This window comes from Bacillus cereus group sp. BfR-BA-01355 (genome assembly GCF_022663675.1).
GTDB classification, from domain to species: domain Bacteria; phylum Bacillota; class Bacilli; order Bacillales; family Bacillaceae_G; genus Bacillus_A; species Bacillus_A thuringiensis_S.
This window is the reverse complement of record NZ_JAKUFY010000009.1, coordinates 42,253-64,821: the sequence shown is the minus strand read 5'-3', so window position 1 is coordinate 64,821 and position 22,569 is coordinate 42,253. Positions and strand designations below refer to the sequence as shown.

Sequence of the window (22,569 nt, the reverse complement as noted above, 5' to 3'; positions counted from 1 at the left end):
CTTTAAGCAGAGAATTTTTTCTTTGACATCCTTTTCTTTTTTACGAAATATCTATATAAACTATAACAAAGTATACTACCACCTAAAATGAATAATAAAATAGCACACGCAGCATGCATAAAGAACTCCTCTGGTAGCATTAATATAACTGGATCCGTTTCAATATCAAACATCCAATAATCATTACTGAATAAAAGCTTATGGAATAATACAAAGCTCTTTTCAAAATTAATAGCGATTGGTAACATAAGCGCTATCGGAAAAATGATTGTTAAAATCGATCCGTGCAGTAAAAACTTTTCATTTTTCTTTTTTAATAAATAAATTCCGCCTATCACTGCAATCATAATTGTCGCATACATCACATATTGAATCTTTACTAAAATATTTTTAACATCTACAAAATGAATACGGCCATTTGTAGACATATCTAATGTTGGCAAATGTAATGCTCCGTCATAAAACGGGGATAAATATGTAATAAGCACATCGTAATTTCTTTTAATTTCATCCTTCGTCATATCCGCTAAATCAGGAATATTTAAAAAATCAATTTCAAAATAATACAGCCATTTTCCATACACAACTGCCGTTGTTGCAAGTGCAAAAATAGAAAATGCTATGCTATATGAAACAATTAAAGTAATCAATCGATCCAATATTTTTGTACCACTCTTATTTTTCTCCATGTTCTCCCCCTAAATGTTCTAACCATCATAAAGAAAATTGTTTCCTGTGCTCACGTAAGCAACAATAATATGTAATACATAGTACAGCAACGCTTAACCAAAACGTAAAATAACCAATTTCCTCTACAAACAAATGCATAATTCCATATCGCGGCATTTGCCAAAATAAATAATCAATTGCATCGTTATGCAACGTCCACACACCCGCTACTATAAAATGCCATTTTTTTATACGGTAAAATGGAGCATATAAAACACCTTGCACCGCCATCGCAAAGTGCGAAAGCATTAACATGTAGCCCATAAGGCCAATAGGACCTTTTACGTAAATCATAATCGCATTTACAACAACAGCCCAAATACCATATTTTATTAAAGTAACAATCGCTAGCGCTTCTATTAATCCCCAGTTTCTCTTTGTCAAAAAAGCAATTAAAACAAAGACAAAAAAGAGACTCGCCATAGGACTATCTGGTACAAACGGCCAAAATATAGGTGACGTTTCTTTCAATTGATTTCCGTACCATATAAACCCGTAAATTGTACCTAATATGTTAACAACCAATAAAAATAATAATACCGAGCGTTGTCTTAACATTGCATACAAGTACACCAATCTGTATGTCCAACACCTTTCAAGCAAAGTAATTCATTCACTAAATCCTACTCTATTATAACAAACTTCATCCAACTAAATAGAAAAGCTGACTACAAATTTTGTAGTCAGCTTTTTATTATTTTTTATTATACTTTGCAACGAATTCCGAAAGCTTCTTCAGTTCCTCATCTGTACCTTTAAATACACCTTTAGGCATGGAACCTTTTCCATCTTTCGCAATTTTAGCAATTTCTTCTGGCTTTAAAGTTAAGTTTTGCAGTGCTGGTGCTGCCGCCCCGCCCTGTAAGTTGTCACCATGACATGTTAAACAAGTATTTTTTTGCATTAATTTATAGCCATCATCATTTTTATCAACTGGCGCTGTTTTTACAATTGCTCCTTGTTTCTTTGCAGCTTCCCAGTCGTGGTGTGCTACAGATTCCCAAGTTAAAAAGATAATCGATGCAATTGCTAAAAGCATAAATCCAGTTGCTACAGGACGCTTCAATGGACGTCTTTCTGGACCTCGATCAAGAAATGGAGCTAACAGTAATGCACCAAACGCAATCCCTGGCATAATAAACGCTCCAATTACAGTAAATGAACCGGAAGCATAAGAATACTTTAATAACTGATACAAGAATAAGAAATACCAATCTGGAAGTGGTATATATCCAGCATCTGTTGGATCCGCCATTCTCTCAAGTGGCGACGGATGCGCCACTGTTAAACATAAATAACCGATTAAAAAAACTGCACCAACCATCCATTCTTTTAACAAGAAGTTCGGCCAAAATGCTTCTGTTTTCCCTGGGTATTCAGAATAGTCTTTTGGAATATTTGGTTTCCGAGCTACTGGTACCCGAGAATCTCCTACAAACTTCATCCCTTTGCCGCGATGCATAATCTCCCTCCTTTAGTTCTTTCCCCTTTAATTTAGCAATCTCTTATAGTGGACCGGAAATACCTTGTTTGCGAATCATGATGAAGTGGAAGGCCATTAAACCTAGAAGTGCTGCTGGTAAGAAGAAGACGTGAATAGCAAAGAAGCGAGTTAATGTTTGAGCGCCAACAATTTCGGAATGACCAGCGAGTAATGTTTTAATATAAGGACCAATGAGCGGTGTTTGCTCTGCAATTTGAATCCCTACTTTTGTAGCAAATAAAGCTTTCATATCCCACGGTAATAAATATCCGGTAAAACCAAGACCTAACATAACAAAGAAAATAAGAACACCAACAATCCAATTTAACTCACGGGGCTTTTTATACGCACCTTGGAAGAAAACTCTGAGTGTATGTAAAAACATCATTACAATTACGAGACTAGCACCCCAGTGGTGCATACCACGAACAATTTGCCCATAAGCAACTTCATTTTGTAAATAGTAAACGGATTCCCAAGCATTTTTAATATCAGGCACATAATACATCGTCAAAAACATTCCAGATAAAATTTGAATTACAGTAACGAAAAAGGTAAGTCCTCCAAAGCAATAGACGAATGCAGAAAAGTGATGTGCCGGGTTTACATGTTCAGGTACTTCATGATCAGCGATATCACGCCATATTGGTGTAATATCTAATCTTTCATCTACCCAATCATAAATTTTATTTAACATCTACTTTGCACCCCCTCTTGGCTTTGCTTTTCCTAGATACAGCGTTCCATCTTTCACTTTAGACTCGTACACATCAAGCGGAGCAAGGGGTGGCGTACCCTTAATGTTCATCCCATCTTTTGTATAACGCCCCCCGTGACATGGGCAAAAGAATTGATTCGGATGTGCTTTGTCCGAATTCCAGTTAACTGTACATCCTAAATGTTTACATACTGGAGAGAACGCAACAATGTCTCCGCTTTCATCTTTATGAACCCAAGCCGATTTTGGTTCTTCAGACTTGTACCAACCATCAACCTGCTTCACTTTAAAATCGAAACGCTTCGGCTCTGTTGTAATATCCTTTACTTGCGCAACAGCAACCATATCTGTTCCGGCTTCTTTTCTTAACACCGGATCAAGCGCAAATCGCGTCATCGGCATTAAAATACCGGCAGCCATAAAGCCTCCTACCCCTGTGAGTGTGTAATTTAAAAATTGTCTTCTTGACACGCGATGTTCTTTCTCGCTCACGAAAATTTCCCCCCTCTATCAGAAATTGTCCCCTCGTGATAAATTATATAAAAAATAAAAACTAGGACACTATCATGATATAATACGCTCATGCACAGGTCAATATCATACTACTCATAATAATAAGAACTTTCTGTTTATTGCGAGTTTCCCCACTTCTCTTCCAACATCACCATTATATTTTTTATATGTGCATGAATAACTTCTCTTTTTGCTTGATCACTAAATTGTTCTAATGCTAATGAAGGAAACCAAAATAAATCTCCCTGTAACTCTTGTATATCCTCTTTCCATGAAAAATCACTTGTAACATAAGCAATATGCTTAAAACCTTCGCTTCGTAAATGATTTGTCCATTCTTGCAAACGACCTTTTTCATTCTTTTGACTTTCTACTAAATACGTAAAAGCAGGCAGTAAAAGCACCCTTCCTTTATACTCTCTTTCCAATTCCATACTCAACAATTCGATAAATTCACCTTGTTCTACAACCATTTTTATTTCTTTCGCTGCCGAAATTGATAAAAGCGGTATTACTCCTGTATCAACATACTCTCTTGCTTGCTCAAACTGTTCCACATCTTTTACAATCCATTTCAAATTTCTTCCCCCCTTCATTTACAAATGACAGAACTTTCACTTTATATATATTAAACCATACTAAAAGAGGTAAAAAAAGAAAAACTACCCAATATAGGTAGTTTTTCTTGATAAAAGTCTGAAATTTGTAAAAATATTAATCCAAATACATTCTATAAAGTTTTTAACTCTGCCGTTAATCTATGAAACGCTTCCTTATCTTGCTTATCTAACGCTTCATCAATTTGTTTCAAAAGGCGTTCTCTTCTAAACGAAAATACACTTTCTTCCAAAAACCTTTCTGCAAGTAAACGATCTTTTTCATTTACTTCAATATGCTTTGGTAGATATGGGTTTTCTTCTAATACAGCTACATAATTCGCATTTTGAAACGATGATTTAAAGTTGAGTTGAATATAAATATCCTCATCTCGATTTAAACGAATATCATGAAACGATTTTTCAGCATCTGTTGTCATAACATTTTGTTTAAAAAAGTGAAACGGTGTGTCTTTCACACAATTCGCTGACATCACTAAGCCACGCGGACAATATTTTGCATGCTCTACGAAGTGGACTTTATGCATCAATTGATCGTGACTCATTAAATAATTCAGAATCCATACACATTCACGCTGTTTCAGTTGGTAATTATTCAAAAACCATTTTACAAAATCCTTCTTCTCGTTTACAGAAACAGGGGTATTCATAGCAATTAAGTCCCTCCTCTGTCTTTCTCTTTTCTTTTTAGATTCAAGAAGCGGCATTCAGTTTCCTTCCAACTTATGAAAAATCCTCTAAATTATATAACAACTCTTCAATATGAATTTGTGTCGGGTCTAGTTGTAATAACTGGGTAAATACTTCTTTCGCCTCTTTTCGCTTTCCTTCTTCCAATAAGAAATAACCGTATTCTTCTAAGAAGTCTGGATGATTCTTAAAAGAAGTATATGCACTTTCATAGTGTTTTAATGCATCCGAATACATTTCTAATTGTTTTTTTGCATACGCAAGGTCCCAAAGTAGTTGTGTATCTGGTTCTCCACTATCAATAGCACGCTCTACAATTGCAATTAAATCTTCGTACTTTTCTTGTTCTTTTAAGATATACGCATATTTTAATGTTGCGCCTAAATGCCCTGGATCTAACTCAAGTGCTTTTTGAAGAACTTCCTCTGCTTCTACTATTTTTCCTAATTTCGCCGCAATGTTCGCTAACTCTACATAAAACGGAACTGACAGCTCATCTACTTTAATTCCTTCATGAAGCGTTTCATAGCTTTCTTGAAGCATTCCTTCTTTTTCATAGCTTTTCGCTAAATACATGTACAGTGATGCGTACTCAGGGTCTAATTCTTTTAGTTCTTGCCAAGCACCGATTGCTCTCTGATATTCTTCACCTTGGTATAATGTGAAGGCATATCCAAATAATGAGTGAATATCTTTTTGTTCCTCTAGGCCTGCTTCATAATAAGAAATCGCCTCTTCCCAGTTTCCAATCGCACTTAACGTTTCTGCAAGACGAAGTGCGATCACAACACCACCCATTACTTTATGTTCCGCTAATAGCGATTCATAATAAGTAATTGCCTTTTGTTCTTCACCTTTACTACTATATAATTCTGCTAACCCAAACGTAATAACAGGTTCATCAGGCATCATTTCTTTCGCCTTTAATAGTTTTTGCTCTGCTACATCATCAAAACCTTGCATTTGGAATAAATCTGCAACAAGTAATAAAGATTGAACATATAAATCGTCATTTTCTGGAATATCATGAAGTACTTCAATCGCTTCATCTTCTTTATCTAGATCAATATATAATTCTGCTAAAAATACAGTGAATTCACTTTCTTCCGGATACAGTAAACGTAAGTCTTCAGTAATCGCTAATGCCTCATCTGTAAATCCAAGTGTATGATAGTAACGAGCGATATCATACTTCTCTTCATCATTTGCAATTTTTAATTGTTCTTTTAATAATTGTAATCCTTTTTCCGCTTCACCATTTTCAATATATGAAACAACTTGTTCAAACTTTTGCATAAACGTCTCCTTTAATTCTAAAAAATATTCTCTTCTGTTCATTTACCCCGCTATTAACGGGCAGTAAGACCCCCACCTCAAAATTCAGCTAAGGCAAAGAAGTTAGTTTGGGGATCAACTGCCCGTAAAAGCCCGATTGGTTCAACTAATAATCAGCGGGGGATAAACATCCCCCCACTGATTAAAGTTTCACTTTATCATAAGCAACTCACTGTTAGAACGCAACCTTTAGAATGAGCATGCTTCTTCTTATACTTCTTCTTACAGAGTAGGTAATTGTTCAAAAGGTTCGGATATGACACCGATACCTTATCATCATCTTCTATTGTACCGCTTTCTTTTATGACCGTGCAAATAACTTCTCTCACTAATTATCAAGCCATACAAACCGTGATTTACAGAACAACTTAATTACCAGTCTTCAACCTTTATTTTTAATACGATAAAAAAGGCTCCTATAATAGGAGCCTTCACAATCTCTTAAGAATATGTTTCTTCTTTCTGTACTTGCTCATTTACAAGCTCTTTCAGCAACTCTATAATTTCATCATTTTCTTCTTTCAAACCGACAGTAATACGAATACCATCATCGATACCAAATGCAGCACCAGAACGAACGATATATCCTTTTTTCATTAATCGTTCGAAAGCTTCATTACCCGGTATACCAAGTTTTAAGAAAATGAAATTTGTTTGAGATGGATAATAGAATACGTTATATTCTTTACAAAATGCATAATACTGATTTAGACCTTCAGCATTCTTTTTCACACAATCTTGTAAAAAGGCTTGATCTTCTAATGCAGCGAGTGCTACAGATTGCGCTACAGTTGATGTATTGAATGGTAACCTTGCTACTTCTAGCTGTCCGATTAACTTCGCATCCCCAATCGCATATCCGATACGAAAAGCAGCTAAACCATATGCTTTTGAAAACGTGCGTAAAACCATAAGATTTTCATACTTTTCAAGAAGTGGTAATGTTTGCGGATAGTCTTCTGCTTCCGCGTATTCATAATATGCTTCGTCCATAATAACGAGAGCCGACTTAGGAACCGATTCTAAAAATGAAAGTAATTTTTGTTTCTCAACATATGTACCTGTCGGATTATTCGGATTACAAATCCATACAATTTTCGTTTTATCATCTACTTGCTCTAGCATTGCATCTAAATCGTGAATACCATCTTTAAGTGATACTTCACGAACTTCTGCTCCTTCAATAACAGCATGGTGATGATATTGTGAAAACGTAGGATTCGCCATTACAACGTTTGTTCCTTCATGTAGTAACGCTCGGCTAATCATTTGAATGACTTCATCTAATCCACTACCAAATAGTAGTTGTTCTGCTTTTACACCTAAATGTTCCGCTACTTTTGTCCGAAGTTCAAAGGCATATCCATCTGGATAAAGGGCATATTGGCTCGCTAAAGAAGTTAATGCTTCTGTCACACGCGCTGAGCAACCGAATGGATTTTCGTTCGATGCTAATTTCACAATTTTCGATAATCCATATTCCCTTTTTACTTCTTCAATGTTTTTCCCAGGTACATACGCTCTCAAAGTTAACAATTGCTCTTTCACTCTCATTTTTCTTCCCCCAGTCATTTCATTCAATTTGATTACAATACAGTTATAGCCCCTTACTGTAATCTTTTATCATAACCGTCACTATTACGAGAATACCTCTAAATGAGCACTTCACAACACTTCGCTATCATTTTAAACCATATCTTTTTGAAATGCCTCTAACGCAATATGAACAGTCTCATCTGAAATAGATACGACATTCACTACCCCATATTCCTGCATAAGCACCATATGAATTGCTCCTGCATTTGCTTTCTTATCTTGTTTCATCAATTGAACGAGGCGCTCTACATTCAAATCTCTTGGCATTTTTGGATAGCCGTATTTCAAGAACCACTGCTTCATATCTTCATAAGCAAGATTAACCTTGTACACTTGCTCACTTAAAAATATGGCGAATAACATTCCAACCGCTACGCCGTCACCGTGAGTAATATTTCCATACCCTAGCTCTTTTTCAAGAGCATGTCCTAACGTATGTCCAAAGTTCAAATGGGCACGTACACCCTTCTCTGTTTCATCTTGTGATACAACATTTGCCTTTACAGGAATCGCCTTCGTTAATATATGGATTAACTTCTCATCACGAAGATCCGCTAATGTTTGCACTTCTTCTTTTAACCAATGATATAGCTCCACATCACCAATAAGAGCATGCTTTATCACCTCTGCATAACCTGAACGCCACTCTTTTTTAGGAAGAGACTGTAAAAACGGTGTATGATATACAACTGCTTCTGGCTGATGGAATGCACCAATCATATTTTTACCTAACGGATGATTAATCGCTACTTTCCCACCTACTGCGCTATCGTGCGCTAATAAAGTCGTCGGAACCTGCACAAAGCGAATACCACGCATAAACGATGCAGCAACAAAACCAGCTAAATCTCCAATCATTCCGCCTCCCAGTGCAAGAATTAAAGAATTTCTATCTAATTTATTTTCAAGAGCTGACGTATGAGCCGCATAGAAATTTTCGAAAGACTTCTCTTTTTCGCCACTTGGTACAACAAACGAAAACACGTCCTGCTCCACTTGTAATGCATCGATAACTGTCTGTAAATGTAGTGATGCAACAGCTTCATCTGAAATGATCATTACGTTAGATACAGCTGGCTGCATATTTTGAACGATCATTGTTAAGTGTGACAACGCTTCTTTACCAACATGTACATCATATTCTTTTGATTTCGTTTGAATATGTATGTTTCCCATTAAAATCCCCTCGCATATTCATTATGTTTCTCAATATTTTCACGAATCAGTTCCATACGATCTAATCCGAATTGTTCTATTAAAGCTGTTGCTAATTCCCAAGCCACAACCGCTTCTGCAACGACACTAGCTGCTGGTACTGCACAACTATCTGAACGTTCAATGCTCGCTGTAAAAGGCTCTTTCGTATCAATATCTACACTTTGAAGAGGTTTATAAAGTGTAGGTATCGGTTTCATCACACCGCGCACAACAATTGGCATTCCAGTCGTCATACCGCCTTCCAATCCACCTGCATTATTTGTTCTTTTTGTATATCCATGCTCCTCATTCCATAGAATTTCATCATGAACTTCACTTCCCGGTCTATGCGCTGCTTCAAAACCAATTCCAATCTCGACACCTTTAAAAGCATTAATACTCATAATTGCAGCTGCTAATTTCGCATCCAGTTTTCGATCATAATGCACGTAGCTACCTACTCCAATTGGCATTCCTTCCACAATTACTTCAACGATTCCACCAATTGAATCACCATTTGCTTTCGCATCATCAATCGCTTTCATCATTTGGTTACCAGCTTCGTCATCTAAGCAACGTACAGGAGATGCTTCTGTAATACTCTTTAATTCTTCAATTGAACTATACGTAACCTCCTTAGCTTGTACACCGCCAATTTCAATTACATGGCCCGCCACTTTAATACCAAGTTCTGCTAACACCTTTTTAGCAACCGCACCAGCAGCAACACGCACCGTCGTTTCGCGCGCTGACGAACGTTCCAGTACATTCCTCATATCTCTATGACCATATTTAATTGCACCATTTAAATCAGCATGCCCAGGTCTTGGTTTTGTCACTTTCCTTTTCATCTCTTTTTCTTCTTGTTCCGTTAAAGGTTCTGCACCCATAACTTTTGTCCAATGGGCAAAATCACGATTTTCAACAACGAGTGCAATAGGGGAACCTAATGTTTCTCCATGTCTAACACCACTTAAAATTTGCACTTGATCCGTTTCAATTTGCATGCGTCTACCACGCCCATACCCCTTTTGCCTTCTAGCTAACTCTTCGTTTATATCATCCGCTACTAAAGACAATCCTGCTGGAACACCCTCTATAATTGTTGTAAGTTGCGGACCATGAGATTCACCAGCTGTAATATATCGCATACGTTATTCCTCTTTTCGTATATGTATTTATCTCACTATATTAACTTTTATCATTCTAAAAATATTAAAGAAATTATATCATATATCGACCATTTTCTTATTCTATATTTCCGATAGGCCTAATTTAAATATCAATATATCATAACAGCTCAAACTTCGTAACTAATTGAAAATAAAAAAAGTGCAAGAAGAATACCCCTATTCTTCTTGCACTTTTTACTATTATCACAGTGATTAAAGCGTTTACAAATTATTTCAAAATAATTAGTAAATCCATTCATTCATTAATTTTGAGTAGTCAACTAATTCTTCTTCTTTAAAGAAAATAGCAATCTCGCGCTCTGCGCTTTCTAAAGAATCAGAACCATGGATAATGTTTTTCGCAACAGTTACACCGAAATCTCCACGAATTGTTCCAGGAGCTGCTTCATGTGGTCTTGTTTTCCCCATCATGTTACGCGCTGTATCTACTACACCTTCACCTTGCCATACCATTGCGAATACAGGTCCAGATGTAATAAAGTCTACTAACTCACCAAAGAAAGGTTTTTCCTTATGCTCAGCGTAGTGTTGTCCAGCAATTTCCGGAGTGACTTGCATTAATTTTGCACCAACTAATTGAAAGCCTTTTTTCTCAAAACGAGCTAGAATTTCCCCAATGAAGGCACGTTGTACACCGTCTGGTTTTACCATTAGAAATGTTTTTTCCATAAAAAATCTCTCCACTTCTGAATTATGTATGTAATTGTATATCCCCACACACATATTATCACCCTTATCACAATTGTGCAATAGTTTTGAAATAGAGAGATTATTTTATTTTTTAGAATAAACATTAAAATTTTCGTTTTCCAATATACTTTGCAACATTTTGTAATGCGTACTTTGCTTGTCCACGTGGGAGTGGTTTTATTATTTCTAAAGCTTTATGTAAATAACGTTCACTAAACGCAAATGCTTGATCAATTGCTGTACTATTTTTTACAGCATCAATAATTTCTTGCATTTCACTTGCTGTTGAATTTTCATGTACAGATGTGATTTTCTGACGAAGTACGGGATCTTCCATCGCATATAAAGCAGGAAGTGTAATATTCCCTTGTAGTAAATCTCCACCAGCAGGTTTTCCAAGTTTCTCTTCTGTAGAAACGAAGTCTAAAATGTCATCAATAATTTGATAAGACATTCCTACAAAATACCCATACCAAAATAGACGATTTACCGTATCACGATTAGCACCAGCAGCAATCGCTCCCAATTGACAACTCGCGGCAATTAATAATGCTGTTTTTCGCTTTATTCTTCTTAAATACGTTCTTAAATTTTGGTCATAATTGTATTTATCTTTAATTTGTTCAATTTCACCTTTACAGACTTCTAAAATAGTATGCGATAACGCTTGATGTGCCTCTGGAATTTCGATATTTGTTATACATTCAAGAGACTTAGCGAACAGATAGTCCCCTGTATACATCGCAATACGATCTCCCCATTTCGCATTCACAGTCGCACTGCCACGTCGTAAAAATGCAGCATCAATAACATCATCGTGAACAAGAGAAGCCATATGAATAAGTTCTAACGCAACAGCAACATGCTTAATCGCATCTAACTTATAATCTCCAAATTTCCCTGCAAGCAACACAAATACAGGACGAATTCGTTTCCCACCAGCTTCAATAAGCTGTAATGCTGCCTCTTCTACTAATGGCTGTTCAGAAGCGACTGTCTTTTTTAATTCATTTTCTATCACATTAATATCCGATCGTAAAAAAGAGTACATAAGTTGTAACTTCATATTGTTCACCTTAACCTAAAACTTCTTTTTTTCTATTTTAATTCTGGTTTAATACCTAAATGCATCGCTGCTACCCCAAAAGTAAATGGTTTCACTTGCACACGTTCAAGCCCAGCTTGCTCAAACATTTGAGCCAATTCTTTCATCCCTGGGAACGTACTAGCAGATTCTTGAAGCCATGAATATTCTTTATAACTTTTCGCAAACATCTTTCCAAATAACGGCATGATATATTTAAAGTATAAAATATACCCTTGTCGAAAACCAATCATTGTTGGTTGAGATGTTTCTAAACAGATTACTTTTCCACCTGGTTTTACTACACGTGTCATTTCTTTTAATACGTGCATATAATCCGGTACGTTACGTAAACCAAACCCAATCGTCACATAATCAAACGTATTATCTTCAAATGGAAGTTCCATTGCATTCCCATGTAGAAGTTCTACTTGTTTTAATTGTAACGCCTCTACCTTTTGCTTACCGACAGATAACATATTTTCACTGAAGTCTAAGCCAACAACCTTTCCTTGTTCACCTACGGCTCCAGCTAGCGCAATTGTCCAATCTGCGGTTCCACAGCATACATCAAGCGCTTGACTGCCTGGTTGTACATCCATAATTCGCATCGTTTCTTTACGCCACGCTTTATGTCTTTGAAAACTAATTACAGAATTCATCACATCGTATTTATCAGAAATCTTTTCAAATACGTCATGTACTCTTTCTTCTTTTGATTGTTGCATGCTCGTACCTTCTTCCAATGTAAAATTGCTTATGTCTTCTATTTATCCCTTAACACAGAATTTATTTCATTAATGTCTATGTGATTTTCTAAAAATTGTTTTTCTTTCTTTCTCAATTCCATCATCCAACTATTAATCACTACTTCTGCTTTATCCCCTAAAGCATCTTGCATCGCTTGAAAAACAGGTGAATGTTGTTTATCAGCATACAATTGAATTTCTTTTTGAAGACGATTTCCACCTAATACGTATGTGATAAATGGCTTCCAATGTGATAAATGAAAATGATCACATGTTTTTTGAAGGAGCGCAGACTCAATCGTTACTACGCTTTTCATTATGTCATCCGTCGTTTCATGCGCTTTTTGGTATAACATAATTTTGTGTTCATTTATCTCTTTAATTCCTTCAGCAAGTGCACGAATTAAAACAATATCACGATTCATAGACAATAAATAATAATATAGTCCACTATAGTAATCGCCTGCAAGTACTGTTAATTGACGACATTTATGCGATTCAATCGCTTCCTCGCCTGCTTTATTTGATACCTTTTCATGCGTATCAAGCGCAATTTGCACAAGCATAATCGTTACTACGTAATGCTCAATTTGTTCTATATGTAAGTTTGCACTCTTTAAAGCACCATATAACAATGCTATCTTTTCTTCATCAATAAATGGTTCTTCAATATAGTTTATAAAATAAGGATGGCGTAATTTCTCCATCAATTTCTCTTTTATACCCGCATACCCTCCGTAGATGTCACACACAAAAAATCACCCTTGTTTTCTAATTCATAAAACTTATTATAACACATACACTCTATTTTCTATAACCAAAACTTGGCTACACCTACCATTCATGTAAGCAATTTTTCTAATCTCACTCTGTCTAGCTAAAACTATATCATTTATTTACTAAAAAAAAAAAGAAAAGCAGTTTCCCGCTTTTCTTTACTTCGTTTTAATAAACGATAAAATTTCACTGCGCGCTGCAGCATCATTTTCAAGCACACCACGCACTGCTGTCGTTACTGTTTTCGCACCTGGTTTTTTCACACCACGCATCGTCATACACATATGTTCTGCTTCTACTACTACCATTACACCATGAGGCTCTAGTACTTCCATAATAGAGTTCGCTACTGTTGATGTAATACGTTCTTGCAGTTGTGGACGACGTGCAATTGTATCTACAGTACGAGCTAATTTACTTAACCCTGTCACCTTTCCACCTTGCGGAATATATGCAACGTGAGCAACTCCATAGAATGGAACTAAATGATGCTCACACATCGAATAAAATGGTATATCTTTTACTAGTACAAGCTCTTCGTGATCTTCTCCGAATACTTTATGCAAATGCTCTTTCGGATCTTCATGCATACCTGAGAACACTTCTGCGTACATTTTTGCAACACGTTTTGGTGTATCAAGTACTCCCTCACGATTTGGATCATCCCCAATCGCCTCTAAAATAAGGCGTACTGCATGTTCAATTTGTTCTAAATTAACTTTTGCCATCCGCTAGCCCTCCCGAAAACCTAAAAGTGATACGAACACATTCTAGCATATTTATGTTTTTAAAAGCAAAAAGAAGAGTTCCCAAAAAGGAAACTCTTCTTCCCTGTTAATATGTAAGGATTATTTAACCGCATCTTTTAACGCTTTACCAGGTTTGAATGCAGGTACTTTACTTGCAGCGATTTCAATCTCCTCACCTGTTTGTGGGTTACGACCTTTACGAGCCGCACGCTCACGAACTTCGAAGTTACCGAATCCGATCAGTTGTACTTTATCACCTTGTTTTAAAGCTTCTAAGATAGAATCAAAAACAGCGTCTACTGCTTTTGTTGCGTCCTTTTTAGAAAGGGAACTTGCTTCTGCAACAGCATTGATTAAATCTGTCTTGTTCATGCCATTCACCTCCTCCCAAAGATAAGACTGTATAATGATCATAAAATGAGTCTTACTTTCATTTGTAGGCAATTTTTACAAATTCTATACTACAAAGATGTAGATAAATCATTATCAACGCCTATATTATACGATTCTCCTTTATAATTCAATATTTTTAAGGAAATTGTTACTGTGAAAATGTGAAAATCTGATGAAACTTGACAATTTACAACAATGTATTAGATAATGACTGTTTATTTTTCTATTTTATAATCAAAAAAAACAAAAAATCCCTCTACAATGAGAGGGATTTTTCTTATAGTATAATCGCAATTAATCCGCCAGATCCTTCATTAATAATTCTTTCTAGCGTTTCTTTTAATTTATATCTAGCGTTTTCTGGCATTAAGGATAATTTCGCTTGAATTCCTTCTCGAACAATTGAGCTAAGCGAACGTCCAAATATATCAGAATTCCAAATTGATAACGGGTCATCTTCAAAATCTTGCATTAAATAACGAACTAATTCTTCACTTTGCTTTTCAGTACCAATGATCGGTTCAAACGTTGACTCTACATCTACTTTAATCATATGAATGGATGGCGCTACCGCTTTTAACTTCACACCAAACCTTGAACCGTGACGAATAATTTCTGGCTCATCTAAGCTCATATCTGCTAGCGCAGGCGCTGCTACACCATATCCTGTTTGCTTAACCATACGCAGTGCGTCTGCGACTTGGTCGTATTCTGTTTTCGCATGAGATAGATCGAGCATAAGCTTCAATAAATGATCTTTCCCCCGAATTTCTACCCCTACTACTTCTTTTAAAATCTGATCATATAATTCATCTGGCGCATATAAATCAATCTCCGCCACACCTTGCCCCATATCAATGCCAGCTAAGCTCGCTCGATCAATAAATTCATATTGACTAAACTGCCAAACAACCCGATCCACATCACGAAGACGTTTTATATCCTTCACAGTTTCTTGAACTGCTTCTTGATAACTTTGACGCAACCAATGCCCTTCATTTAGCACCATTACCCAGCTCGGAAGGTTCACATTCACTTCTAATACAGGGAATTCAAATAGCGCTTCACGAAGTACATTATATACATCTGTTTCTCTTAAACTCTCCACACTCATTGCAATAACCGGGATATCATATTCTTCTGATAAACTTTGGCGTAATTGCTCTGTATCTGGATGATACGGCTGTACCGTATTAATTATCATAATGAAAGGTTTTCCTACTTCTTTCAATTCATTTACAACGCGTTCTTCTGCCTCTATATAATCTCTTCTTGGAATTTCACCAATTGTTCCATCTGTTGTAATTACAACACCAATTGTTGAATGTTCTTGAATTACTTTACGCGTGCCGATTTCTGCAGCTTCATGGAATGGAATAGGTTCTTCATACCAAGGGGTATTAATCATGCGCGGGCCATTCTCATCTTCATAGCCCTTCGCTCCTGGAACCGTATATCCAACACAATCTACTAATCGAATATTCACTTCAAGTCCTTCATCTACTTCGATAGAAACCGCTTGGTTTGGAACAAACTTCGGTTCCGTCGTCATAATTGTACGACCAGCAGCACTTTGAGGCAATTCATCCTGCGCTCTTTGACGGTCAGACTCATTCTCAATATTTGGAATAACTACAAGTTCCATAAATTTTTTAATGAATGTTGATTTCCCTGTTCGAACAGCTCCTACAACTCCAAAATAAATATCACCGCCTGTTCGTTCTGCAATATCTTTAAAAATATCTACCTTTTCCAAGTGATTCCCTCCCTCAAAATTTTTGGGAATAATTCCGCGTTTATAGTCAACTAATACCTTCTCTAACGTTGCCTATAATATCTGATATAATATAATGGTATTCTAGAAGTTCGGACAATATATCATATAATTTTGTCCAATTTCATATGACTATTAAAAAATATCTTTTGTTTGCATCGTAAGTTGTATAACATAAAAAACCTTTCTTCTAGAACTTATTCACTAAAAGAAAGGTTCATGACTTATGATTTTAAAAAAATTGGTTCTCCGTCCTTTACTGTGTACGGTAAAGAATAAGCTGGTACAAACGGGGAACCTTTCGAAAGTATGTTTCGAATATCTTCTCCCTCCGTAAACTGCCCTTCATTTTTTTTCAAAGCGTCATATAAGTCGATTCTATAATCAACAAAAACTTCTCCTTTTTCATTAATTACAAAAGGAAGTCCTTTACCAGAATATGGACTTGTCACTTGTGGCACATCTTTATATCCTAGTTTTTTAAAATCCAATTCATATACACCATCTGAAATTACTTTTTTAAAAGGTGGATATTGATGTTCATCACGATACATCCTAAGCTTTAAAGATAGTTCCTGAATTTGTTCAGCCATCCTAACATCAATTAACTTTACTGTTGGATTTGTTTCAACGTCTATTAATACGTATTGATATACTCCTCCACTTTCATATGCATTCCCTGGTGCTTCTTGTATGTAACGCGGGGCAATCTGTTGAAAGTCGATTGGATACTTTTGATAAATAGGTGTACTCATATCCCTCGTCTTAATTGGCAATATCCCATCATTTTGCTCCTTAAATGTCACAACAGCTTTTTGAACAACCTGTAGCTGATCTTCATAAGGAACCGCATTTTGCTTCATATTTTCTTTCGGATACAGACACCCCGTTAAAAGGCTCATACAACAAAATATTAAAATAATATGGACTTTTTTCACTAGCATCACCTTTTCATACTAATATAACTTGCTCCGTATGTAGTATTTTCGAGACCATTCCATTTACTGCTGTACAGGTCCACTAAATACAACAAGAAAAATAACAATTCCTGACACAACCATAAGGGTGTACGCTACTAACGCTGTAATCCCTTTCAAAAATTTATTCTGTATTTTATGTCTACTTAATAAAATAAAACTTACTGCAAAAAACATAAATCCAATTGCCCCTAAAGCCAACCACATTTTCATAAGCCCTTCTGACATATACACACCCCTTTTTATTAATCTATTTTTATACTATTTTAACAAATTAAAATCTTTAAACAAATACAAAAAGAACATTTTACTACAAATTACGAATATGTAACTTTAATCAATAGGTTTTTCAGCATTTTCCACTAATCTAGATAAAAATAAAACCGAAGCGATTGTATCTCTCGCTTCGGTTGACCAAATATGCCCAAAAACAGCTCTATTCCCATTCTTTCATGGCTATCATATGCAATCTACAAACTCTTTGTTTCTCATAATTTATTTTTTAAACATTTTGCTTAACGAGCCAAAATCTGCTGGCATATTATTATTAATAATCGCTTTTACAATTTGATCCTCTTGCTCTTTCGGCACTTCACGTCCCGCCATAAGAGCCACTTGATGAATTAATTGACGAAGTACAGTTTCATCACGTAAATTCGCATTTTGCACGGATGACGCTAATTTAAAAATATCCTCTTTATTTACTTTCGCTTCCTTCTCAATATTATTAAAAATGTTATTATCCATTCTTTTCACCCTCTCCTCAAGTTACTCTTCATCCTATGCAAAAATAAAAAAATGGTGAAAAGACCCATAAAATAAAAAAGCGACAGAAGTACAAATGTACTTCTGTCGCTTTTCTTTACAGTAAGTCAGGTATAGCTTCCACTTCATGTTTTCGAACACGTCCCATCAATGAGCCTACCGCATCTTTTACGTTATTACCATTGAACAGCACGTCATATAAAGCAGCTGTAATCGGCATTTCAACTTCCATTTTCTCTGCCAATTCATGAGCAGCTTTCGTTGTTCTTACACCTTCCACAACCATACCCATGCTTTCTAACACTTCTTCTAAAGAATGTCCTTTTCCAAGCATATTTCCAGCGCGCCAATTTCGGCTATGAACACTTGTACAAGTTACAATTAAGTCTCCCATACCGGTTAGACCAGCAAACGTTAACGGATTCCCGCCCATTTTTCTTCCTAAACGAGCAATCTCTGTTAAACCACGTGTCATCAATGCCGCTTTTGCATTATCACCTAATCCAAGACCATCAGTTATACCAGCAGCTAATGCGATAATATTTTTTAACGCACCACCAAGTTCAACTCCAACGATATCTGGATTTGTGTATACACGGAAATAACTATTCATAAATAAATCTTGTACTTCCTCAGCCGCTTCCATACGCTTTGCTGCAGACGTAACTGTTGTCGCTTGTCGTAAACCAACTTCTTCAGCATGACTCGGTCCAGACAATACAACAACATCTTTAATTAAGTTCTCTGGAATTTCTTCCTCGATCACTTCCGAAATACGTTTTGACGTACCAGGTTCAATCCCTTTACTCGCATGAATCCAAGTAATCGGTTCTGTAACAATTTCTTTCATCTCTTGTAATACATCTCTGTACGCTTTCGTCGGTACTACTAGCAGTACTGTATTTACATCTACTAATGCTTCTTCTAAAGAAGAGTAGGCTACGATTGTGCTTGGCAATGTAATGCCTGGGAGATATCGACTATTCTCATGTTTCGTATTCATTTCATCCATAAGTTCTGAGCGATTTCCCCAAATACGTACATCATGTCCATTGTCAGCTAATACCATCGCTAACGCTGTTCCCCAGCTACCTGCTCCTACTACTGTGATTTTTGTCATAAAATCACATCCTCTCCATTAGTCTCTTGCTCGAGCAATAATGTGAATCGGCGTTCCTACAAAACCGAACGCTTCACGTAAACGATTCTTTAAGAAGCGCTCATATGAAAAGTGCATTAATTCTGTATCGTTTACAAACACAACAAATGTCGGTGGTTTTACCGCAACCTGTGTCGCATAAAAGATTTTCAGACGGCTACCATTATGAGTCGGTGTTGGATTCATCGCTACCGCATCCATAATTACATCGTTTAATACGTTTGTTTGTACACGGATACTATGGCTTTCATTTACCTCATTGATAACCGGTAATAACGTTTGTGTACGTTTTTTCGTTTTTGCAGACAAGAATACAATCGGTGCATAATCCAAGAATTGGAAATGAGCACGAATATTTTCTTCAAATGCTTTCATTGTTTTTTCATCTTTTTTCACTGCATCCCATTTGTTTACAACGATAATAACAGCTCGTCCTGAATCATGAGCATATCCAGCGATTTTTTTATCTTGCTCAATAATTCCTTCTTCTCCGTCTAAAACAACTAAAACAACGTCAGAACGTTCAATCGCTCTAAGTGCACGAAGTACACTATACTTTTCTGTACTTTCATATACTTTTCCTTTTTTACGCATACCAGCTGTATCAATGATTACATAATCTTGATCATCTTTACTATATGGTGTATCGACAGCATCACGCGTCGTTCCTGCGATATTACTTACAATTACACGTTCTTGACCAAGAAGTGCATTTACAAGCGATGATTTCCCTACATTTGGACGTCCAATTAAAGAGAAACGGATTGTTTCATCGTCATACGCCTCTTCTTCAATCTTTGGAAAATGATTTGCAGCTTCATCTAACAAATCACCAAGTCCTAAACCGTGTGTACCTGAAATCGGGAATGGCTCGCCAAATCCTAATGAATAAAAATCATAAATATCACTACGCATTTCTGGATTATCAACCTTATTTACCGCAAGTACAATTGGTTTTTTAGAACGATACAAAATTTTAGCAACTTCTTCATCCGCTGCAGTTACACCATCGCGACCATTCGTCATAAAAATGATAACATCTGCTTCATCAATCGCAACTTCCGCCTGTTGACGAATTTGTGTCAAGAACGGCTCGTCTCCAATATCAATTCCACCTGTATCAATAATGTTAAACTCATGATTTAACCATTCTCCCGCACTATAAATACGGTCTCGAGTTATACCTGGGATATCTTCTACGATTGAAACTCTTTCTCCAACTATTCTATTGAAAATAGTAGATTTTCCTACGTTCGGGCGGCCTACTATTGCTATTACTGGTTTCGGCATATACTTTCATCCTTTCAACTTGCTTCTGTTTATTATGTAAAAAACCCTTCTTTGTGCAAGAAGGGATTTGCATTCCAGAATATTTCTCAACGTATCAAAACACCTCACATTATAACACACGTTCCTAATGTTTCACAATAATATATACATTCTCTTGTAAGCGATGCGCAATACCATCTAAAATTGCCTCTAAATTATTTGCAACAAATTCTAGTTCCTCCATCGACTCACAAACAAATAAAGGAGCACCACCTGCAAATTTTTCTGGCGCTGTTGTAATAACTGCCAGGATAACGCTTTCTAACATCATCTCTTATCTCCCCTTCCTTTCGGGGCTTCCGATGACATATGGACGGCACTTTCTAACGTTGGTACATTTCCTATAACACTTATCGCTTTCTCTGCATCTTGATCTTGCGGTAAGACAAAAATTCCAACCCTACCATCCTCTAAATCACGCTTTGCTAACGGTACAAGCGCTGGTGTACCAGAATCTCTATAAATCCCTAGCGCCACCGAAACATCGTGTAAAACAGCTTGCCGTTGCCCTAAATTTGAGATTGTCACCATCGCATCAATTGATTTCGGTTTTAAAATAAACCCCATGCCATATTTCATAATCTCTTCTTGCCTCGCCGGCAATCCAATATTCATAATATAAATATTATCAATATACAGTCCTGCCCCTTCAAAACGAAGGGGCACGTGCTCAATTTCAACAAGATCATGTAGCCTTTTTCCAGACATTAATTTTTTCGCAATAAAAAATGCGATTATAGCCATAATTACTCCCGCAATCCATGAACGGAACCCTATATACGCAAATGTCGTTGCAAACGACGTTAACATCGCCAAATAGTTGCGACTTTCAAAAACCAATGCAATTCCTTCAATATATGTATTTCCACGCGGTACGAGCTCATATCCATCTAATTGTTGAAGCGTGTTTCTTTCCATATTACGTACATCACGAAATTGTGTTGCCGCTAACGTAAGAAATGTAATGGCAGAAAAATCTTTTTTCAAAATAGACGGGATTGCAATCGCTCCTAAAGCAGCTGCAATTAACCCCATTGCAATATGAATAATTTTCCCATGCAGCCTCGTCGGATATTGCCGCGTATCCGTCCGAAGCATTAACACTCTTGTAACTGTCCCCGCTATTACGCCGCATAAAATGGCTGATGTATATTCAGTCATGCATTACCCTCGCCTTTCTTTTACGTGTTTTTCTCTTAAACTGTTCCATGTATACTGATGCTTTTGCAATCCAAAACAATACTGCCATGAATAATGTAGAAACGGCGACGATATCAAAAAATGCTAAACTACCGTAATCATATGGAAAATTCAATTTCCGAAAAATAAATGTCACTAGCAACTCTCCTTGTAACATCCCTACATATAGGGAACATAATCGTAATATGCGATCCCCATGCAATAACACCGATGCATACACAAGAGCACTACTTAGCAGAAACACTCTATCCACCACAATCCAAATCGGATCATATATTTCTAACAAATGAAAACTTGTATATAACATTGCAATAATAAGTGCCGAAAGTAAGCTATATAATTTTTTCCAAACAGAATATAGCGTAATTCCTATAAAAGAAATAATACAAAGTAGAAGAGCATTTACTGATACCACGAATGAGGCAATCGTTACATGTAACGGAGAGCAAATTATAAAAATCATTATACAAGCGCCTAACTTCCACCGAATAGGGTCCTTTTTCATAAAAAAGGTTACGATGATCCACCCTATCCAAGCTACAAAATAAAAAGTACTTCCATCCATCAACTTCACCTCCTATGTTTTCCATTATGGGAACTTTTTATGAAAGTTAATCCACTTTATTTACGCATAGTTTTTTCTTATAACAGCAACACTTTTAACAAGGAGGTGTTATTTATTATGGGTAAAGATCGCCAAGAACGAAAACTACGAGAATCACGCCGCGTTGAATCTGATCGTAATCAATCACTACAATATCCAGGTGCAACTGGACTTGATACACCAGAGCAGGCTCGAAAACAAAACCAGCACTAATTAATACAAAAAGACGGTTTCGATGTTGTACGAAA

General features: G+C 36.4%; 27 protein-coding genes. 1 reads left to right on the top strand and 26 read right to left on the bottom strand.

What is annotated here, in order from left to right; all coding sequences use genetic code 11:
* Positions 1 to 2: 2 nt before the first annotated feature.
* The 26 genes from lit to MR167_RS04985 all read right to left on the bottom strand — a co-directional run bounded on the left by lit (position 3) and on the right by MR167_RS04985 (position 22,282).
* Positions 3 to 689, bottom strand: a complete 687-nt coding sequence (gene lit / locus MR167_RS05110; protein ID WP_000414366.1) for a lipoprotein intramolecular transacylase Lit — start codon at positions 687 to 689, stop codon at positions 3 to 5.
* A 25-nt stretch (positions 690 to 714) separates the two neighbouring features.
* Positions 715 to 1,305, bottom strand: a complete 591-nt coding sequence (lhaT, locus tag MR167_RS05105) for a lipoprotein heptaprenylglyceryl N-acetyltransferase LhaT (protein WP_000262838.1) — start codon at positions 1,303 to 1,305, stop codon at positions 715 to 717.
* Between the two features lie 118 nt (positions 1,306 to 1,423).
* Entirely contained in the window at positions 1,424 to 2,191 is a 768-nt protein-coding gene (qcrC, locus tag MR167_RS05100) for a menaquinol-cytochrome c reductase cytochrome b/c subunit (RefSeq protein ID WP_000554601.1), read from the bottom strand.
* A gap of 43 nt (positions 2,192 to 2,234) precedes the next feature.
* A complete protein-coding gene (qcrB, locus tag MR167_RS05095) occupies positions 2,235 to 2,909 on the bottom strand; it encodes a menaquinol-cytochrome c reductase cytochrome b subunit (RefSeq protein WP_000932700.1) in 675 nt (224 codons plus the stop codon).
* On the bottom strand, positions 2,910 to 3,422 hold the full coding sequence (gene qcrA / locus MR167_RS05090) for a menaquinol-cytochrome c reductase iron-sulfur subunit (protein ID WP_001290420.1): 513 nt from the start codon (positions 3,420 to 3,422) through the stop codon (positions 2,910 to 2,912).
* 137 nt (positions 3,423 to 3,559) lie between these two features.
* The gene (locus MR167_RS05085) at positions 3,560 to 4,039 is read right to left on the bottom strand and encodes a YpiF family protein (protein WP_242314107.1); all 480 of its coding nucleotides are present in this window, start codon (positions 4,037 to 4,039) and stop codon (positions 3,560 to 3,562) included.
* Between the two features lie 134 nt (positions 4,040 to 4,173).
* Positions 4,174 to 4,710, bottom strand: a complete 537-nt coding sequence (locus MR167_RS05080; protein WP_001095925.1) for a ReoY family proteolytic degradation factor — start codon at positions 4,708 to 4,710, stop codon at positions 4,174 to 4,176.
* A 73-nt stretch (positions 4,711 to 4,783) separates the two neighbouring features.
* On the bottom strand, positions 4,784 to 6,046 hold the full coding sequence (locus tag MR167_RS05075; RefSeq protein ID WP_001168695.1) for a tetratricopeptide repeat protein: 1,263 nt from the start codon (positions 6,044 to 6,046) through the stop codon (positions 4,784 to 4,786).
* Positions 6,047 to 6,526: 480 nt separating this feature from the next.
* A complete protein-coding gene (hisC, locus tag MR167_RS05070; protein ID WP_001264022.1) occupies positions 6,527 to 7,639 on the bottom strand; it encodes a histidinol-phosphate transaminase in 1,113 nt (370 codons plus the stop codon).
* 132 nt (positions 7,640 to 7,771) lie between these two features.
* Complete coding sequence (aroB, locus tag MR167_RS05065) at positions 7,772 to 8,857, bottom strand: 3-dehydroquinate synthase (protein ID WP_000526805.1); 1,086 nt, start codon at positions 8,855 to 8,857, stop codon at positions 7,772 to 7,774.
* Positions 8,857 to 10,029 carry a chorismate synthase gene (gene aroC, locus MR167_RS05060; protein ID WP_242314105.1) on the bottom strand — a complete coding sequence of 391 codons (1,173 nt, stop codon included), beginning with the start codon at positions 10,027 to 10,029 and terminating at the stop codon, positions 8,857 to 8,859. Before aroC ends, aroB begins: the two co-directional genes overlap by 1 nt.
* 264 nt (positions 10,030 to 10,293) lie before the next feature.
* Positions 10,294 to 10,740: a nucleoside-diphosphate kinase gene (ndk, locus tag MR167_RS05055; protein ID WP_000415878.1), complete on the bottom strand. Its 447-nt coding sequence runs from the start codon at positions 10,738 to 10,740 to the stop codon at positions 10,294 to 10,296.
* Positions 10,741 to 10,864: 124 nt separating this feature from the next.
* Positions 10,865 to 11,827 carry a heptaprenyl diphosphate synthase component II gene (gene hepT / locus MR167_RS05050; protein ID WP_242314103.1) on the bottom strand — a complete coding sequence of 321 codons (963 nt, stop codon included), beginning with the start codon at positions 11,825 to 11,827 and terminating at the stop codon, positions 10,865 to 10,867.
* A gap of 32 nt (positions 11,828 to 11,859) precedes the next feature.
* Entirely contained in the window at positions 11,860 to 12,573 is a 714-nt protein-coding gene (gene menG, locus MR167_RS05045) for a 2-heptaprenyl-1,4-naphthoquinone methyltransferase (RefSeq protein ID WP_102956101.1), read from the bottom strand.
* A gap of 38 nt (positions 12,574 to 12,611) precedes the next feature.
* Positions 12,612 to 13,346: a heptaprenyl diphosphate synthase component 1 gene (locus MR167_RS05040; RefSeq protein ID WP_000332840.1), complete on the bottom strand. Its 735-nt coding sequence runs from the start codon at positions 13,344 to 13,346 to the stop codon at positions 12,612 to 12,614.
* Between the two features lie 183 nt (positions 13,347 to 13,529).
* The gene (gene folE / locus MR167_RS05035) at positions 13,530 to 14,099 is read right to left on the bottom strand and encodes a GTP cyclohydrolase I FolE (protein WP_001151482.1); all 570 of its coding nucleotides are present in this window, start codon (positions 14,097 to 14,099) and stop codon (positions 13,530 to 13,532) included.
* Positions 14,100 to 14,219: 120 nt separating this feature from the next.
* Entirely contained in the window at positions 14,220 to 14,492 is a 273-nt protein-coding gene (locus MR167_RS05030) for an HU family DNA-binding protein (protein WP_001043860.1), read from the bottom strand.
* Between the two features lie 298 nt (positions 14,493 to 14,790).
* Positions 14,791 to 16,269, bottom strand: coding sequence for a stage IV sporulation protein A (gene spoIVA, locus MR167_RS05025; protein WP_000416521.1), 1,479 nt, complete (start codon positions 16,267 to 16,269; stop codon positions 14,791 to 14,793).
* A gap of 242 nt (positions 16,270 to 16,511) precedes the next feature.
* Complete coding sequence (locus MR167_RS05020; protein WP_000755479.1) at positions 16,512 to 17,225, bottom strand: hypothetical protein; 714 nt, start codon at positions 17,223 to 17,225, stop codon at positions 16,512 to 16,514.
* A 63-nt stretch (positions 17,226 to 17,288) separates the two neighbouring features.
* Entirely contained in the window at positions 17,289 to 17,492 is a 204-nt protein-coding gene (locus MR167_RS05015) for a DUF2768 domain-containing protein (protein WP_001289006.1), read from the bottom strand.
* Positions 17,493 to 17,759: 267 nt separating this feature from the next.
* Positions 17,760 to 18,011: a stage VI sporulation protein F gene (locus MR167_RS05010; RefSeq protein ID WP_000369753.1), complete on the bottom strand. Its 252-nt coding sequence runs from the start codon at positions 18,009 to 18,011 to the stop codon at positions 17,760 to 17,762.
* A 115-nt stretch (positions 18,012 to 18,126) separates the two neighbouring features.
* Positions 18,127 to 19,149, bottom strand: coding sequence for an NAD(P)H-dependent glycerol-3-phosphate dehydrogenase (locus MR167_RS05005; protein ID WP_000161783.1), 1,023 nt, complete (start codon positions 19,147 to 19,149; stop codon positions 18,127 to 18,129).
* 18 nt (positions 19,150 to 19,167) lie between these two features.
* A complete protein-coding gene (gene der, locus MR167_RS05000; RefSeq protein ID WP_001125890.1) occupies positions 19,168 to 20,478 on the bottom strand; it encodes a ribosome biogenesis GTPase Der in 1,311 nt (436 codons plus the stop codon).
* Positions 20,479 to 20,602: 124 nt separating this feature from the next.
* A complete protein-coding gene (locus MR167_RS04995; protein ID WP_000979048.1) occupies positions 20,603 to 20,788 on the bottom strand; it encodes a capping complex subunit for YIEGIA in 186 nt (61 codons plus the stop codon).
* Positions 20,785 to 21,678, bottom strand: coding sequence for a YIEGIA family protein (locus tag MR167_RS04990; RefSeq protein ID WP_000141605.1), 894 nt, complete (start codon positions 21,676 to 21,678; stop codon positions 20,785 to 20,787). Before MR167_RS04990 ends, MR167_RS04995 begins: the two co-directional genes overlap by 4 nt.
* Positions 21,671 to 22,282, bottom strand: coding sequence for a YphA family membrane protein (locus MR167_RS04985; protein WP_000349104.1), 612 nt, complete (start codon positions 22,280 to 22,282; stop codon positions 21,671 to 21,673). Before MR167_RS04985 ends, MR167_RS04990 begins: the two co-directional genes overlap by 8 nt.
* Positions 22,283 to 22,399: 117 nt before the next feature.
* Between MR167_RS04985 and MR167_RS04980 the strand changes: the two genes are divergently transcribed.
* Positions 22,400 to 22,534, top strand: coding sequence for a YpzI family protein (locus MR167_RS04980; protein ID WP_000513902.1), 135 nt, complete (start codon positions 22,400 to 22,402; stop codon positions 22,532 to 22,534).
* Positions 22,535 to 22,569: the final 35 nt, after the last annotated feature.

Excerpts from the sequence above, each read along its gene's own strand:
- lit (WP_000414366.1), bottom strand. The coding sequence starts at position 689 with ATGGAGAAAAATAAGAGTGGTACAAAAATATTGGATCGATTGATTACT.
- qcrC (WP_000554601.1), bottom strand. The coding sequence starts at position 2,191 with ATGCATCGCGGCAAAGGGATGAAGTTTGTAGGAGATTCTCGGGTACCA.
- qcrB (WP_000932700.1), bottom strand. The coding sequence starts at position 2,909 with ATGTTAAATAAAATTTATGATTGGGTAGATGAAAGATTAGATATTACA.
- MR167_RS05085 (WP_242314107.1), bottom strand. The coding sequence starts at position 4,039 with ATGAAGGGGGGAAGAAATTTGAAATGGATTGTAAAAGATGTGGAACAG.
- MR167_RS05080 (WP_001095925.1), bottom strand. The coding sequence starts at position 4,710 with ATGAATACCCCTGTTTCTGTAAACGAGAAGAAGGATTTTGTAAAATGG.
- MR167_RS05075 (WP_001168695.1), bottom strand. The coding sequence starts at position 6,046 with ATGCAAAAGTTTGAACAAGTTGTTTCATATATTGAAAATGGTGAAGCG.
- hisC (WP_001264022.1), bottom strand. The coding sequence starts at position 7,639 with ATGAGAGTGAAAGAGCAATTGTTAACTTTGAGAGCGTATGTACCTGGG.
- aroB (WP_000526805.1), bottom strand. The coding sequence starts at position 8,857 with ATGGGAAACATACATATTCAAACGAAATCAAAAGAATATGATGTACAT.
- aroC (WP_242314105.1), bottom strand. The coding sequence starts at position 10,029 with ATGCGATATATTACAGCTGGTGAATCTCATGGTCCGCAACTTACAACA.
- ndk (WP_000415878.1), bottom strand. The coding sequence starts at position 10,740 with ATGGAAAAAACATTTCTAATGGTAAAACCAGACGGTGTACAACGTGCC.
- hepT (WP_242314103.1), bottom strand. The coding sequence starts at position 11,827 with ATGAAGTTACAACTTATGTACTCTTTTTTACGATCGGATATTAATGTG.
- menG (WP_102956101.1), bottom strand. The coding sequence starts at position 12,573 with ATGCAACAATCAAAAGAAGAAAGAGTACATGACGTATTTGAAAAGATT.
- folE (WP_001151482.1), bottom strand. The coding sequence starts at position 14,099 with ATGGCAAAAGTTAATTTAGAACAAATTGAACATGCAGTACGCCTTATT.
- MR167_RS05030 (WP_001043860.1), bottom strand. The coding sequence starts at position 14,492 with ATGAACAAGACAGATTTAATCAATGCTGTTGCAGAAGCAAGTTCCCTT.
- MR167_RS05015 (WP_001289006.1), bottom strand. The coding sequence starts at position 17,492 with ATGTCAGAAGGGCTTATGAAAATGTGGTTGGCTTTAGGGGCAATTGGA.
- MR167_RS05010 (WP_000369753.1), bottom strand. The coding sequence starts at position 18,011 with ATGGATAATAACATTTTTAATAATATTGAGAAGGAAGCGAAAGTAAAT.
- MR167_RS05005 (WP_000161783.1), bottom strand. The coding sequence starts at position 19,149 with ATGACAAAAATCACAGTAGTAGGAGCAGGTAGCTGGGGAACAGCGTTA.
- der (WP_001125890.1), bottom strand. The coding sequence starts at position 20,478 with ATGCCGAAACCAGTAATAGCAATAGTAGGCCGCCCGAACGTAGGAAAA.
- MR167_RS04995 (WP_000979048.1), bottom strand. The coding sequence starts at position 20,788 with ATGATGTTAGAAAGCGTTATCCTGGCAGTTATTACAACAGCGCCAGAA.
- MR167_RS04990 (WP_000141605.1), bottom strand. The coding sequence starts at position 21,678 with ATGACTGAATATACATCAGCCATTTTATGCGGCGTAATAGCGGGGACA.
- MR167_RS04985 (WP_000349104.1), bottom strand. The coding sequence starts at position 22,282 with ATGGATGGAAGTACTTTTTATTTTGTAGCTTGGATAGGGTGGATCATC.
- MR167_RS04980 (WP_000513902.1), top strand. The coding sequence starts at position 22,400 with ATGGGTAAAGATCGCCAAGAACGAAAACTACGAGAATCACGCCGCGTT.